10 protein-coding genes are annotated in these 14,574 nt (G+C 75.2%); 2 read left to right on the top strand and 8 right to left on the bottom strand.

Annotated elements, in window-relative coordinates; translation table 11 throughout:
• Positions 1-53: 53 nt before the first annotated feature.
• Entirely contained in the window at positions 54-2,189 is a 2,136-nt protein-coding gene (locus tag ACR80Q_RS08590) for an EAL domain-containing protein (RefSeq protein ID WP_435377184.1), read from the bottom strand.
• A gap of 37 nt (positions 2,190-2,226) precedes the next feature.
• Positions 2,227-3,249 (bottom strand): GGDEF domain-containing protein, encoded by a 1,023-nt coding sequence (locus ACR80Q_RS08585; RefSeq protein WP_435377183.1) that lies wholly within the window; start codon positions 3,247-3,249, stop codon positions 2,227-2,229.
• Between the two features lie 96 nt (positions 3,250-3,345).
• Between ACR80Q_RS08585 and ACR80Q_RS08580 the strand changes: the two genes are divergently transcribed.
• Positions 3,346-6,111: an EAL domain-containing protein gene (locus ACR80Q_RS08580; RefSeq protein ID WP_435377182.1), complete on the top strand. Its 2,766-nt coding sequence runs from the start codon at positions 3,346-3,348 to the stop codon at positions 6,109-6,111.
• On the opposite strand, the gene ACR80Q_RS08575 is transcribed toward ACR80Q_RS08580, so the two are convergent.
• Both ACR80Q_RS08575 and ACR80Q_RS08570 read right to left on the bottom strand, forming a co-directional pair.
• Positions 6,098-7,120 (bottom strand): methanogen output domain 1-containing protein, encoded by a 1,023-nt coding sequence (locus ACR80Q_RS08575; RefSeq protein ID WP_435377181.1) that lies wholly within the window; start codon positions 7,118-7,120, stop codon positions 6,098-6,100. The genes ACR80Q_RS08580 and ACR80Q_RS08575 overlap by 14 nt on opposite strands.
• A 79-nt stretch (positions 7,121-7,199) precedes the next feature.
• A complete protein-coding gene (locus tag ACR80Q_RS08570) occupies positions 7,200-8,996 on the bottom strand; it encodes an FAD-dependent oxidoreductase (RefSeq protein ID WP_435377180.1) in 1,797 nt (598 codons plus the stop codon).
• A gap of 337 nt (positions 8,997-9,333) precedes the next feature.
• On the opposite strand from ACR80Q_RS08570, the gene ACR80Q_RS08565 reads away from it, so the two are divergent.
• Complete coding sequence (locus ACR80Q_RS08565) at positions 9,334-11,484, top strand: putative bifunctional diguanylate cyclase/phosphodiesterase (RefSeq protein WP_435377179.1); 2,151 nt, start codon at positions 9,334-9,336, stop codon at positions 11,482-11,484.
• A gap of 16 nt (positions 11,485-11,500) precedes the next feature.
• Here ACR80Q_RS08565 and fgd read toward each other — a convergent pair whose 3' ends face one another.
• From fgd to ACR80Q_RS08545, 4 genes are all read right to left on the bottom strand, one after another.
• Positions 11,501-12,514 carry a glucose-6-phosphate dehydrogenase (coenzyme-F420) gene (fgd, locus tag ACR80Q_RS08560; RefSeq protein ID WP_435377178.1) on the bottom strand — a complete coding sequence of 338 codons (1,014 nt, stop codon included), beginning with the start codon at positions 12,512-12,514 and terminating at the stop codon, positions 11,501-11,503.
• Between the two features lie 142 nt (positions 12,515-12,656).
• Positions 12,657-12,998 (bottom strand): STAS domain-containing protein, encoded by a 342-nt coding sequence (locus ACR80Q_RS08555; protein WP_435377177.1) that lies wholly within the window; start codon positions 12,996-12,998, stop codon positions 12,657-12,659.
• A gap of 45 nt (positions 12,999-13,043) precedes the next feature.
• A complete protein-coding gene (locus tag ACR80Q_RS08550; RefSeq protein WP_435377176.1) occupies positions 13,044-14,033 on the bottom strand; it encodes an LLM class flavin-dependent oxidoreductase in 990 nt (329 codons plus the stop codon).
• A gap of 99 nt (positions 14,034-14,132) precedes the next feature.
• Positions 14,133-14,381: an MBL fold metallo-hydrolase gene (locus ACR80Q_RS08545; RefSeq protein WP_435377175.1), complete on the bottom strand. Its 249-nt coding sequence runs from the start codon at positions 14,379-14,381 to the stop codon at positions 14,133-14,135.
• Positions 14,382-14,574 lie beyond the last annotated feature (193 nt).

Raw genomic sequence — 14,574 nt, 5'->3', positions numbered from 1 at the left:
CCTCGTCCGTCCGACCGGGTCAGCCGTCCGACCGGGTCAGCCGTCCGACCCGGTCAGCCGTCGACCCCGGCCTGGGGGCGGACGTGGGCGACCACGGCCACCGGGGCGCCGGAGGGCGCGTGCACCACGAGCACCTCGCACACCGCGGGCACCACCCGCCCGTCGCGGTGCAGGTAGCGCTTGCGGACCACCTGACGGTGCTCGCCCGCGTGCACCTTCTCCAGGTTGGCGGCGTCCTGCCCACGGTCCTCGGGGTGGGTCAGGTCGTCGACGGTGCGGCCCACCACGCCGTCGTCGCCGTCGATGGGACGCCCGACCATGCTCGCGAACGCGGCGTTGGTCCGCAGCAGCCGACCGGCCAGGTCGGACACGGCGATCGCCACCGGGGCGACGTCGATGGTGGCGCTGAGGACGTGGTCGAGCACGGCGGCGGCGGTCTGCGCCGCAACCCGGTCGTGGACGTCGCGGACGGTCAGCACGACCTCCTGCTCGTCCGAGCCCGGCCGCCGGAACGCCTGCGCCCGGACCCTGAGCCACCGCGACCCGCGTGCCGCGTCGTCAGCCGTCCGCAGCGTCAGCTCCGACGTCGTCCCGGGGGCCGCCCGCGCCACCAGGTCCGTGAACCCGGTCCGGTGCTCGGGGTGCACCAGGCGGATCGCGCCCGCCCCCAGGGGGACCGTCTCGCCGAGCACGGAGCGCGCGCCCGACGACGCGAACCGCACCAGGCGGGCGGCGTCGACGACGACGACGAACTCGTCCACCACGTGGGCGTCGACGACCGGCGGCGGCACCTCGACCGCACGGGCCCCCGCCGTGCACACCTCCGGCACCGGCCGGCCGAACAACCAGCCCTGCGCCAGGTCGACGCCCAACGACACCAGCGCCTGGGCCTGCTCGAGGTCCTCCACGCCTTCCGCGCAGACCTCCAGGCCCAGGTGGTGGGCGGCGTCCACCAGGCCCCGGATCATGACGGCGTCGGTGGCGTCCCGCGCCAGCCCCGCGACGAAGTCCCGGTCGATCTTGACCACGTCCAGCGGGAGGCGGCGCATCACCGACAGCGCGGCCCGGCCGGTGCCGAAGTCGTCCAGCGCGGTCCTGACCCCCTCGGCCCTCACCCGGGCCAGCTGCTCCACGGCCAGGTCGAGGTCCACCAGGTCGGAGGTCTCGGTCACCTCCAGGCACAACCGGTGCCCGGGCAGCCCCGTCGCCCGCAGCACCTCGACGACGTCGTCCGCGAAGCGGGGGTCGGCCAGCTGTACCGCCGAGACGTTGACCGCCACGGTCGGGGGCCCCGGCTGGACCGACCCGGGCAGGAGCGGCCCCTCCCCGGCGGCCGGCACGGCGGGCCACCGTGTCGCCGTGGCGCAGGCCCGGCGCAGCACCCACAGCCCCAGGTCGGTGATCATGCCGCCGCGCTCGGCGACCGGGATGAACTCGTCCGGGGGCACGGTCCCCAGCTCGTCGTCGGTCCACCGCGCCAGCGCCTCGTAGGACACGACCCTTCCCGAGGGCAGCGACACCACGGGCTGGAAGTGGACCTGCAGGTCACCGCGGTCCAGCGCCACCCGGAGCCGGCGCTCGACGGCGTGGGGGGAGCGCGAGGCCCCTGCGTCCGGACCACCCCCTCGACGGGGACCGGGGCCACGGACCGTCCCCCGCCCGCCCGACTTGGCGCGACGCATGGCGCGGTCGGCGTCGCGCAGCAGGTCGGCGACGTCGTCCCCGGCCCCGGTCCCGGCCGGGTCGCGGTCCGGCAGCCGGGCCAGCCCCACCGAGGCCCCCAGCCGGACCTCCACCTCCCCCGCACCGGGCAGCCGGACCACGAAGGGTGCGGAGGCCCGGTCGACCACCTGCTCCGCGAGGCTGCGGGCGGACTCCTCCGTCGGGGAACGGTGCAGCAGCAGGGCGAACTCGTCCGCCCCCAGGCGCAGCACGACGTCACCGGGGGCGACCAGCGACCGGAGCCGGTCGGCGAACTGGACCAGGACCGCGTCGCCGACCTGGTAGCCGTGCTGGGAGTTGACGTCGGCGAACCGGTCGAGGTCCACGTGCATGACGGCCTCGGCGCCGCCCCGCAGACCGGTCAGCGCGGCCCGTCCGGGCAGCCCCGTCAGGAGGTCCGCGGCGGGGCCCCGACCACCACCGGGCAGCGCGGAGGACGGGTGCGGGCCGGACGCCTGGCGGGGCATGTCGGCCATGGTGCCCGGTGACCCCCCGTCCCTGCGCCTAGGCCGCACCGGTGGACGCCTCACGCCGGCTGCGCTTATGGGCGTACATGGCGGCGTCGGCCAGGGCGAGCGCGGTGGCGAAGTCACCGCCCACCCGGACGGCGGAGCACCCGAACGAGGCGGGCACCCCGGCCGCGCCGAGCACGTCGGCGAGCTCGACCACCTTGCGGGAGGCGCACGTCCCGGGGAACCCGCCGAGCAGGATCCCGAACTCGTCACCCCCCAGACGCGCCACGGCGTCCGTGGGCCGGACGGCCTCACGCAGGACGGTCGCCGTCCGGACCAGGTGGCGGTCGCCCTCACCGTGGCCGGACTCGTCGTTGATGCGCTTGAGGCCGTCGAGGTCGGCGACGACCACCACCGACGGGTCCCCCAGCCGGGCCAGGCGCTGCTGGGCCTCGGCGACGGCCCGGTCCCAGCCCCGCCGGTTGAGCAGACCGGTCAGCGGGTCGGTCTCGGACGCCTCGACCGCGTGCGAGGTCTGCCGGCTGGCCCGCTCGAGCTCGCGCTCGGCGGCCAGGACGTGCCCGAGCATGCCCTGCAGCAGCTCCAGCAGGGGCAGCAGTCCTGCGACCTCGTCCTGCGGGCGCCGGTCCAGGCCGCACAGCACGCCGAACAGCGTGCCGTCGGGCTCGCGGATCGGGACGCCCGCGTAGGCGTTGATGCTCAGCTGCTGCTGGACCGTCGCGTCCCGGTACAGCGGGACCAGGGACGTGTCGGGCGCCACCGCAGGCGCGTCGCCGGCCACCATGTGACGGCAGAGGGTCCCCGCCCACGGCGTGCTGTCCCCCGCCACCAGGCCGTAGCCGTTCTCGCCCAGGTGCAGGTGGGTCTGCGCCCCGCCCTCCACCCGGGTGACGGCCCACAGCGTCATCGGGTGGTGGTCGCGCAGGTGGGCCAGCACGGACTCCACCGCGGCCGCGAACTGCGACCCCGGGGCCGGGAGCCCTGGAGGCCCTGCTGACGTGGTCACCTTCTGCTCCTCGTCGTCGTCGCGGGTCGAGCCGTTCCGCTTTCCCATCGGCACCGGGTGGGGCACCCTGAACCCCGGGGCCGGGTCCACCGTCCCGCACCGGGGGGTGACGGAAGGCCGACACCAGGGAAGGACGTGCGGACGGTGTCCCACGGGACCTCCTCGGACCATCACGGTACCCCCGCCCCGGACGCGCCGGCCTCGGCGCTGGACGAGGCGCTCGCCCGCGTCCGAGGGGTCGACGACCCGCTCGCGGACCCCGACCGGCTGCGACGGGTGGACGACACCCGGATGTCGACCGTCCTGGGCGACCCCGAGTGGACCCGGGTGGCCCGCCTGGCCCGGGTCGTGACGGGGACCCCGGTGGCCCTGGTGACCGTGGTGTCCGCGACCCATGTCGTCGTCGCGGCGTCCGACGGGCGCACCACCGGCCTCGAGGCGGGGGCCACCGAGCCGGCCGCCCTGGGCACGTGCGGCTGGGTGGTCCGGGCCGGGACACCGATGGTGGTGCGCGACCTGGCCCTGGAGCCCCGCACGGCGCACGCCGGGGCCGCCCGGCAGCTGGGCCTGGTGGCCTACCTCGGCGTCCCCCTCCGGGCCGGGGACGCCGCGGTCATCGGCACGCTGTCGGTGTTCGACGACCACCCGCGGGACTTCACGCCCGGGCACGTCACGGCCATGGAGGACCTCGCCCACCTGCTGGGCGAGCACGTCGCGCTGGTCGAGGAGCGGCGGAGCGACGCCGAGATGCTCCGGCTGCACGCCGACGTGGTCAGCGGCAGCCTGTCCGGCTCGGTCGTCATCGACGACCGTGGCGTCGTGCTGCAGGTCAACCCCGCCCTGACCGCCCTGCTGGGCTGGGAGCCGGCGGACGTGGTCGGCCGCCGGGTGGCCGACGTGCTCATCCCCGAGGGCATGCGGGCCGCGCACGACCTCGGCCTGGACCGGGTGCGCGGCGGCGGGGAGCACGTGGTGGTCGGCCGACCGCTGCAGGTCCTGGCCCTGGCTCGCGACGGCGAGCTCGTCCCGATCGAGCTGTCGGTCACGCGCAGCGAGTCCGCCGCGGGGACCAGGTACAACGGCAGCCTGCGCGACCTGCGTCCGCAGACCCGGGTGCAGGCGGGCCTGGACGCGGTCCTCAGCCAGGCCACGGTGGCCGTCCTCGAGGTCGACCTGGCCGGGGTGGTGCGCCGGACGGAGGGCCACGGCCTGCTGGGCGGCGCCGACCTGGTGGGCATGACCCTGGACGACGTCCTCGGGCACCAGGTCACGCGGCGGCTGCGGGTCGGCGGCGACGACGGCAACAGCAACAGCAGCAACGGCGGCGACCGCGGCACGGCCGGCGGCACCGACGACGGTACCGGCCCGGTCCGCTTCGACCTGGAGGTGCTGGGCCGGGCCTGGCGGGCCAGCGCGGTCCCCGTCCGCCCGACCGGGGCCGACGTCTCCGGCTGGGTGGTCTCGCTCATCGACATCAGCGACGTGCGCGAGGCCCAGGCCCAGCTCGAGAAGGCGTACCGGACCGACCCGCTGACCGGGCTGCTGAGCCGGGTCGGTCTGGAGCAGGAGGTCGCGGCCCTGGAGGCCGCGGCCCCCGGACGCCCGCTGCGGATCACCACGCTGCGGCTGCACGGGCTCGGGGAGACCAACGAGTCGTTCGGCCACGAGGTCGGCGACGAGCTGCTGAGGGTCAGTGCGGGCCGGCTCCGGACCCTGCTGCCGGGCACCGGGGAGGTGCTGGCCCGGGTGGGCGCCGGCCAGTTCTCGCTGGTCGGGTACGCCGACCGCAGCGTGTCGACCGGGTGGGCGCGGGCCGCGGCCCGTCTGCTCGGCCGCCCCGTCCGGGTCCGGGCCGTGACGGTCCTGCCCGAGGTGAGCGTGGGCACCGCAGACCTCGACGCCGCCGTCGGCACCACGACCGAGCACCCGGTCGACACGGGGACCGGGGTCGCCGAGCTGCTGCGCCGGGCCGAGGTGGCGGTCCACGGCGCGCGCCGCGCCGGTCAGGTGGTCCGGGCCTACCGCCGCAGCGACGACGTCGCCGCCCGTCGGATGGTGCTGGCCTCCAACCTGCGCGGCGCCCTCGGCGCGCCGGCCGACGGGCGCGGCCGTCTGGACCTGGACGGTCGCCTCGAGCTGGCCTACCAGCCCGTGGTGTCCCTGGTGGACGGGCGGGTCGTCGCGGTCGAGGCGCTGCTGCGCTGGACCGACGAGACCCTGGGCCCGGTGTCACCGGTCGAGGTCGTCGACGTGGCCGAGGGGGCCGGTCTCGCGATCGCGCTCGGCGAGCACGTGATGGCCCGGGCCCTGGCCGAGGCGGCGACGTGGTGGCGCCGGGGCGACGAGGTCCCGGTGACGGTCAACCTGTCCGCGCTGCAGGTCTGCGAGCCGTCGCTGGTCGGCAGCACCACGGGGCTGCTGGCCCGCAACGGCCTGCCGGGGCGGGCCCTGGTGGTGGAGGTGACCGAGACCGCGGCGCTGAGGGACGCCGCGATGGCCGCGACGGTGCTGCAGCAGGTCCGTGAGCAGGGCATCCGGGTGTACCTGGACGACTTCGGGACGGGCTGGTCGACCCTGGAGCGGATGGGCTCCCTGCCGCTGGACGGCATCAAGCTGGACCGGGTGTTCGTCGGCCGCCTCGAGGAGCCCAGCGGGCTCGCGGCCCTGCGCTCCGCCGTGGCGCTGGCCCGCTCGCTGCAGGTGCCGCTGGTGGTGGAGGGGGTGGAGACGGCCCGGCAGGCCCGGGCGGTCACGGCCGCGGGCGCCGAGCAGGGGCAGGGTTACCTGTTCTCCCGGCCGGTCCCCGCGGCCGCGCTCACCGCGGTGCTGCGAGGCGGCGCGCTGGGGGGCGAGGCGCCGGCCGGCGAGGCACCGTCCGGCGGGGCCGACCCCGCGCTCAGACCCGGGTAGCCCGGTAGGCGTGGACCAGCGGCAGCACCGCGGGGGGTGGTTCGCCCAGGTAGACGGTCACCCGGCAGCCGGGATCCCCGATCGCGATCCGTTCCTCCAGCAGGACGGCCGCCGTCCCGGTGGGCGAGCTGCGGGCGGCGATGCCGCCGAACACGCTGGAGGTCATCCGGCACAGCGACGGCGCGGCGGTGACGACGTCGCCGAACGGGCAGCGGTCGTTGGTCAGCACGACGACGTCCTCGTCCGCGTGCTCCAGCCGGAAGCCGCCGTCGATGGCGTGCTTCAGGCGGACGTAGCAGTCCCCGACCTGCTGCGGGCTGAGCCGGTCGACGACCTGCTCCGCGCGGCGGAACTCCTCCTCCATCCGGCCGCCCACGTCGGCGCCGACCTGGGCGACGGCGGCCTCGGCGGCGTCCGGTCCGTGCTGGAACTCCACGGTGCGGGCCAGCTGGACCACCAGCGCCCGCAGGAACGACTCCTTGCCGAACGTCCCGTCGGGTGCGGACTCCTCCGCCAGCGGCAGCGCGCCGACCGTCTGCCGGGGCGGGTCGTGGCTGAGGGCGAACCGCTTCTTGACGGGCAGGACGGCCTGCACGGACATGCCACCGGCGTCGCGGGTGTGGGCCTGCAACGACTCCGCGAGGTGGGAGACCAGGAACAGGCCGCGCCCGCTCTCGGCCAGCAGCAGCGGGTCCACGTCTTCCAGGGACTCGGGCACGTGCTGCGGCGGGCGCGCCACGGGCGCGGCGCTGACCTCGCCGAGCAGCGACGGGTCGAAGCCCGGCCCCAGGTCCAGCACCCGCATCGTCGGGCTCAGCTCGCGCCACGACAGCGAGACCCAGACCGGTCCCCCGGCGTGGCGCACGGCGTTGCCGACGAGCTCCTCGACGACCAGGTCGGCGTCCCCGGTGTCCGTGCCCGGCTCCGCGTGGCGCCGCAGGTAGGCCCGGACCTCCTGCCGCAGCGCCCACAGCGCCGCCGCGTCGGCGGTGTTCAGGTACCAGTCCACCGCTCGATCCTCCCCGACCCGGCCGCGTCGTGCGAGGGGTATCCGTCAGGACGCCGACATCGCGGCCGCCTCGCGGCGGTCAGGACGCCTCCACCCGCACCGGCCCGAGCACCTGCTCCAGCACCCCGCGCAGCCAGGCCTCCGCCTGCTCCGGCGAGGCCGGGCCCTGCTGGTGACGGGCCGCGACGTACAGGTCCGGACGCACCAGCAGCACCCCGCCGTCGTCGGTCTCGCGCAGGTCCGCCCAGAGCCCGTACGGGTCCTCGACCGCCTGCCCGGGCCCCACGACGACCGGTCGCAGGTCGAGGCCGCGCTCGGCCCCCAGGCGCGCCGCGGCCTCGACCCAGGCCTCCCCGCCGATCCCGGTCCAGAGGCTGAACTCGCCGCCGCCGGCCAGGTCGAGGGTCGACGTGCGGCGTCCCTGCTCGGTCACCCAGGTGTGCGGCAGCTTGGCCCCGGGCCACGTCGTCGGCTGCGCGTACAGCTCGGGGTCGCGACGGTAGGGCGGCATGTCGGTGCCGTCGCCCACCACGGCGCCGGACGCGTAGCGCTGGTTGTGCTCCACCCCGTGGGCGTTGAACTCGTAGGACTTGTAGGCGATGGCCTCCCGCAGCGCGGTCCGCACCTTCTCCCCCGCCGGCCCGGGCCGGGTGCGGGCGTCCAGCGCCGCGGCCAGGCGGTCGGGGTCGGAGGTGTCGTCCAGGTCCAGCGCCGCCATGATCCGCCCGGTGTCGGCGATGGACTGGTTGGCCCGCTCGACCACCTGCCGGGCGATGGGCGCACGCTCGGCGTCGTAGGAGGCCAGCAGCGCCGGGTCGGCCGTGCCCCGCAGGACGTGGGCGATCTTCCAGGCCAGGTTGTAGGAGTCCTGGATGGACGTGTTGGACCCCAGGCCGTTGGTCGGCGGGTGCCGGTGCACCGCGTCCCCGGCGCAGAACACGCGCCCCTGGGCGATCGTGGTGGCGTACTGGTGGTTGATGGTCCACGGGGAGCGTGACCTGATGGTCATCTCGAAGTCGTCGCTGCCGACCAGGTTGACCGCGAGCTCGCGGATGTAGTCGTCGGTGAGGTCGGGCGGGCCGTCGGCGACGGCGTAGCCCCACATCAGCATCCACTCGGTCCAGGGCTTGATCATGCGGAGCACGCCCAGGCCGACGCCCTCGCGCTCGGCACCCGGCTGCAGCATCCAGTACAGGACCGACGGCCGGTGGGCGACGAACCGGGACAGGTCGGCCTCGAAGATGATGCCGAGCGCGCCGCCGACCGCACCGGGCCCCTCGTAGGGCAGGTCGAGGTCCGCGGCCACCTTGCTGCGGGCGCCGTCGGCCCCGACCAGGTACTGCGACCGGACCTGCCACTCGACCCCGCTGAGCCGGTCCCGCACGGTCGTCGTCACGCCCTCGTCGTCCTGCACGTGGCCCACGTACTCGGTGTCGAACCGGATCCGGGCCCCGCGGGCCTGGGCGGCCTGCACCAGGATCGGCTCGGTGACGGTCTGCGGCGCGTCCAGCATGGACGTCGGGCTGGCCAGCTCGTAGTCGGCGTGGCGACGCACGTCGGTGCCCCACGACAGCACCCGGCCCAGCTCCTCGCCGGCCAGGCTCGTGCAGAAGGTCGTGTTGCCCATCAGGTCCCACGGGGTGGCCTCGCGCAGCAGGGTCTCCTCCAGACCCATGTCACGCATCGTCTCCATGGTGCGCTGGTTGGTGATGTGCGCCCGGGGGGTGTCCGACAACCGGCCGTACTTGGTCACCACCATGACCTGCACGCCGTAGGTGGCCAGGAAGACCGCGGCCGACGCACCGGCCGGGCCGGACCCGACGACCAGGACGTCCACCTGGGGGGTACCGGGAGTGGTGCTGGGGGGTGTGCTCATGCTGGGTGCCTCCATCGCCGACCGCGCTGTGGGGATGGGCGTCCACCGGACGATCGTCCGCCTGGTGGTCGCTTGAATGTTGAAGCAACCATGCGACGGAGCCAGGACGCTGTCAAGGGGGACGACCGGGCCGCCACCGACGGGGGACAGGAGCGGACGGGTGCGGACGGGTGCGGACGGGTGCGGACGGGTGCGGACGGGTGCGGACGGGTGCGACCTGGACATCTCGGACGTCCTGGGGGCGTGGGACGCGCGGGCGCTGGCTCATCGCCCGCCGGCACGCCAAGGTGTATCCCCGTGCCGGTCCCGACCCCGGGCCGGCCTACGGACGAGGTGGATGGCAGTGGTCACGCACGGTCCCGGACGGCTCGACGAGGACGTCGTGCAGGCTGCCGCCCTGCAGGCGGCCTTCCGCAGCTCGCCGTTGGCCACGCTCGTCGCCGGCCCGGGCGGGCGGGTCGTGGCGGCGAACCCGGCCTTCGCGGCCGTGATGGGCGTCCAGGACCCCTCGGGCCTGCCGGGGACGGACCTGGTGGACCTGGTCGCACCGCAGGACCGGCACCTGCTCTCGGTCGAGATGGCCGCGCGCGACTCGGGTCGGGACTCCGGTGTCGTCACCTGCCGTCTCGTGACGGCCGCGGGCGAGCACCGCTGGACCCGGGTCGCGTGGTCGATGGTGCCCGGGGCCGACGGGGCCGACGGGGCCGACGGGGCCGACGGGACCGACGGGACCGACGGGACCGACGGGGCCGAAGCCGTGACCGAGGGCCGCGGGGGCGAGGTGCGCCACGTCGTGCTGCACGTGTCGGACGTGGAGGCCGAGGCGCGCGCGGCGCTGGTCTCGGACGAGCTGCTCGCGGCGGTCGAGGCCGAGCGGTCGGTGCTGGACGCCGCGCTGGAGGTCAGCCCGGAGGGGCTCAGCCTGTTCCACGCCCACCGCGACGAGGACGGCGTGGTGGTGGACGCGCGCCTGGTGCGGATGAGCCGCGCCGGGGCCGCAGGCCGTCCGCTGGAGGAGCTGACCGGCCGCTCGATGCGGGACTACTTCCCCGAGGCGGAGGAGACCGGTCTGCACGCGGCGACGATGGCCGCGTTCCGCACCCAGCAGACCCAACGGGTGCTGGTCGAGGTCGGCCCGGAGGGCAGCTGGCCCGGCGTCTTCGAGAACGTCGTCGTCCCGATCGACGCCGACCGCGCGCTGTGCACCTTCCGCGACGTCACCCGGGAGCGGCGCGACGAGCAGCGGCTGCTGCACGCGGCCACCCACGACGCCCTGACCGGCCTGCCCAACCGGGTGCTGCTGCGCGACCGCATCGAGCACGCGCTGCAGCGGGGCCAGCGCGAGGGCGGGGCGGTCACCGTCGCGTTCCTCGACCTCGACGGGTTCAAGCTGGTCAACGACACCCGCGGGCACCGCTTCGGCGACGAGGTGCTGCGTCAGGTGGCGGACCGGCTGAGCCGCAGCGTGCGGGAGCACGACACCGTCGCGCGGCTCGGGGGCGACGAGTTCGTCCTGGTCCTGGAGGGCTGCGTCGACGAGGACGGCTGGCAGCGTGCCTACGAACGGGTCTCCCGCGCGCTGGCCGAGCCGCTGCAGGTGGAGGGCCAGCTGGTGTCGCTGCGCGCGAGCACCGGGGTGGTGCTCGCGCCGGCCGGCGAGGTCGACGCCGACGCCGTGATGCGCAACGCCGACATCGCGATGTACGCGTCCAAGAACGACGGCAAGGCCCGCTACACGGTGTTCACCGAGGAGCACCGCCGCGCCGTCCTCGACCAGGCGACGCTCGAGGAGGACCTGCGGACCGCGGTCGCCGAGCGGCAGTTCGTCCTGCACCGCCAGCCCATCGTCGACGTGCGTACCGACGAGGTGGTCGGCCACGAGGTGCTGCTGCGCTGGGAGCACCCCTCGCGGGGACTGCTCGTGCCGACGGCGTTCCTGCCGGGCCTGGAGGCCGGCGGCCACCTGGTCGAGGTCGGCGCGTGGCTGGTCCGGGAGGCGCTGGCCCGCTCCTCGCCGACGGCGGGCCTGGTCACCATCAACGTCGCCGCCCAGCAGCTCGTCCGCAGCGACTTCGTCGCCACCGTGCGCGACGCGCTCGCCGCCACCTCGACCCCGGCCGGCTCGCTCGTCGTGGAGATCACCGAGTCGCAGCTGCTCCCCTCGCGCACCAGCGTGCTCGCCCAGCTGGAGGAGCTCCGGGCCCTGGGCGTGCGGGTCGCGGTGGACGACTTCGGCACCGGCTACTCCAGCCTCAGCCACCTGGCCGACCTGCCGGTGGACATCGTCAAGGTCGACGGCAGCTTCCTGGTCGGCGTGGAGGACCCGCGCCGGGTCGCGGTGCTCCGCTCGGCCGTCGAGCTGACCAGGGCGGTCGGCGCCGAGTGCCTGGTCGAGGGGGTCGAGACCCGGCACCACCTGGACCTGGTCCGGGCCACGGGAGCCCGGTACGCCCAGGGGTTCCTGCTGGGGCGGCCGACCCCGATGTGAGGTGCCCGGGTGCGACCTACCGCCCCGCGCGCGCCAGCAGGCGCGGGAGCACCAGCTCCTCGTACTGGGAGATGAAGCGGGCCTGGTCGGGTCCGGGGGCGTGGAACACCAGGTGGGTGAACCCCATGTCCACGTACTCCCAGATCCGCTCCACGTGCTCCTCGGGGTCGTCGGACACGATCCAGCGGGACGCCGTGCGCTCGACCGGCAGCGCGTCGGCCAGGCGTTCCATCTCGATCGGGTCCTCCACCGAGGTCTTCTCCTCGCTGGACAGGGCCAGCGCCCCCCAGTGGCCGGTGTCGCGGAGCGCCTGCTCGCGGTCGCGGTCGAAGGAGACCTTGACCTCGATCATCAGGTCCATGTCGGTGACGCTGCGGTCGGCCTTGGCCGCCCCCTCGGCCAGCGCCGGCAGCAGGGTGTCGGTGTAGAGCTCGCGCCCCTTGCCCGACGTGGTGATGAAGCCGTCGCCCAGCCGACCGGCCAGGCGGGTCGCGGCGGGTCCGGACGCGGCGACGTAGATCGGGACGGGGACGTCGGGACGGTCGTAGATCGTGGCGCTCTCGGTCCGGTAGTGGGTGCCCTCGAAGGTGACCCGCTCGCCCGCCCACAGCTCCTGGATCAGCTGGATCGACTCCTTGAACCGGGCGAACCGCTCCTTGCCGTCCGGCCACGGGATGCCCAGCGGCGCCTCGTTCATCGCCTCGCCGGAGCCGATGCCAAGGATCACCCGTCCCGGGGCCAGGCAGCCCAGGGTCGCGAACGCGTGGGCGATGACCCCCGGGTGGTAGCGGAACGTGGGGGTGAGGACGCTCGTGCCGACCGCGACCCGCTCGGTCTGGGCGACGAGCGCCCCCAGCCACGGCAGCGCGGCGGGGGCGTGCCCGCCGGTGTGGCGCCACGGCTGCAGGTGGTCGCTGACGAACACGGAGTCGAAGCCGGCGCGCTCGGCCGTCACCGAGTAGTCGATGAGCTCCTGGGGCGCGAACTGCTCCGCCGACGCCTTGTAGCCGAACCTGAGTGCCTGCACCATGCTGCCGCCTCCTCGCTGACGGGGAGTGGCCCCGGTCGGGGACAGTCTCTCAGCGGTCGGGACAGGTCGCGGGTCGGGTCGGCGCGGGTCGGGTCGGCGCGGGCCGGGTCGTCGCGGGCCGGGTCGTCGCGGGGCGGGTCGCTCAGCGCGCCTCGGGCGCGGTGGAGGTGTCGACGACCAGCACGCGGTGCAGCCCCCGACGGCGCAGCGCGTCCATCAACCGGGGCGCGGGGCGGACCAGGACCAGCCCGGCCCCGTTGAGCCGGGCCAGCCGGTGCAGGCCCAGCAGCAGGCCGATCCCGGCGGCGTCGAACGCCACCACCTGGTCCAGGCGCAGCAGCACCAGGGCGTGGCCGGAGGCCAGCCGGCGGACCACCTGACGCAGCCGGAGGGCCTCCGAGGCCAGCAGCCGGGGGCCCGCGTCGGCCTCCGCCATCAGGACCCGCTCCACGTCGGAGCCGCCCCCTGCTCCGTCCTGCTCCACCTGCCAGGTGTACCCCGGGGCGGCCGCGGCCACACCCGGGACGGCTCAGACGGCGACGGTGTCCATCGCCTGGGCCAGCAGAGCCACGGAGCGGAGCCGGCCCTCGGTGGTGGTCGGCTGGTGGGCGACGATCAGCTCGTCGGCGTCGGCGTGGGTGACGAACCCGTCGAGGTAGTCGCCGACCTCGCGCGGCGTCCCGACCGCGGCGTAGCTGAACATCTGGTCGACCTGACGGCCTCCCGGGCTGTCGAGCATCGCGTCGGCCTCGGCGTCGGAGAGCTCACGCCCCCGGCCCAGCAGGGCCTGCACGCGCATCCGCCGGGCGGCCTGGCGGTGCTCGGCCGCCGCCTCCGGGGTGTCGGCCGCGATGACGTTGACCGCGGCGATGACGTGCGGGGCGTCCAGCTGCTCCGACGGGCGGAACTCGCGGCGGTAGGACGCGACGGCGTCGGTGAGCATCGCCGGGGCGAAGTGCGAGGCGAACGCGAAGGGCAGGCCCAGGGCGGCGGCCAGCGAGGCCCCGAACATGGACGAGCCGAGGATGTACAGCGGGACGTGCGTGCCCTTGCCCGGTACGGCGTCGACCCCGGGGACCCGGGTCTGCCCGGCCAGGTACGCCTGCAGCTCGAGGACGTCCTGCGGGAACGCGTTCGACGACGACGGGTCGCGGCGCAGCGCGTACATCGTGTTCTGGTCCGAACCGGGCGCCCGCCCCAGCCCCAGGTCGATCCGGCCGGGGTACATGGCCTCCAGCGTGCCGAACTGCTCGGCGATCGTCAGCGGGGCGTGGTTGGGCAGCATGACCCCGCCGGCCCCGAGGCGGATCTCGCGGGTGTGCGCGCCGACGTGGGCGATGAGGACGCTGGTCGCGGAGCTGGCGATGCTGGGCATGTTGTGGTGCTCGGCGTACCAGACCCGTCGGTAGCCGTGCTCCTCGGCGGCCTGCGCGAGCGCCACGCTGGCCGCGATGCTGTCGGTGGGCGTCTGCCCCCGGCCGATGGGGGCGAGGTCGAGCACGGAGATCGGGAGTCGCATCGGAGCCCTTCTGGGTGACGGCGGCCGGTTCGACCGCACTCACTCCCAGCCGTCTGCGCGTCGCGTCTATTCCGAACCGGGTGCGACCAGCCCCGCCGGTCAGAGCAGGATCGTCTCGCCGCGGTCGACGGGGCGCACCCGGTCCGCGATCCCGGCCCGCTGCGCCTCGACCAGGAAGTCCTCCCGCGAGGAGGTGAACACGTCGTAGTCGTCGAAGTGGACGGGTACGACCCTCTTGGCGCCGACCAACCGGGCGGCCTCGACGCCCTGCTCGGCGTCCATGGTGACGAGCAGCCCGAGGACGCGGGTGCCCCGAGGTGGAGGACGCCGACGTCCAGGTCGGGCCACCGAAGGGGTACCTCGTGCAGCGCGTCGTGCACGAGGGTGTCCCCGCTGATGCACAGCGTCCGGACCTCGCCCTGCGGCGTCGACCCCTCCAGCACGCTGCCGATGACGTCCGGCAGGACGAGGTCCAGGGGCGGCAGGTCGGGCACGTCCATGGCCGGGTCCGTGAGCCGGGTGGTGCTCATCCCGAAACCGA

The sequence above is a fragment of the Aquipuribacter aurantiacus genome, assembly GCF_051216895.1.
In the GTDB taxonomy this organism is placed as follows: Bacteria; Actinomycetota; Actinomycetes; order Actinomycetales; family JBBAYJ01; genus Aquipuribacter.
This window is presented reverse-complemented; position numbering and strand designations above follow the sequence as displayed.

Bases quoted from the DNA above. Each gene is read 5' to 3' on its own strand.
- ACR80Q_RS08570 (WP_435377180.1), bottom strand. From the start codon at position 8,996: ATGAGCACACCCCCCAGCACCACTCCCGGTACCCCCCAGGTGGACGTC.
- ACR80Q_RS08585 (WP_435377183.1), bottom strand. From the start codon at position 3,249: ATGGGAAAGCGGAACGGCTCGACCCGCGACGACGACGAGGAGCAGAAG.
- ACR80Q_RS08565 (WP_435377179.1), top strand. From the start codon at position 9,334: ATGGCAGTGGTCACGCACGGTCCCGGACGGCTCGACGAGGACGTCGTG.
- ACR80Q_RS08590 (WP_435377184.1), bottom strand. From the start codon at position 2,189: ATGCCCCGCCAGGCGTCCGGCCCGCACCCGTCCTCCGCGCTGCCCGGT.
- ACR80Q_RS08550 (WP_435377176.1), bottom strand. From the start codon at position 14,033: ATGCGACTCCCGATCTCCGTGCTCGACCTCGCCCCCATCGGCCGGGGG.
- fgd (WP_435377178.1), bottom strand. From the start codon at position 12,514: ATGGTGCAGGCACTCAGGTTCGGCTACAAGGCGTCGGCGGAGCAGTTC.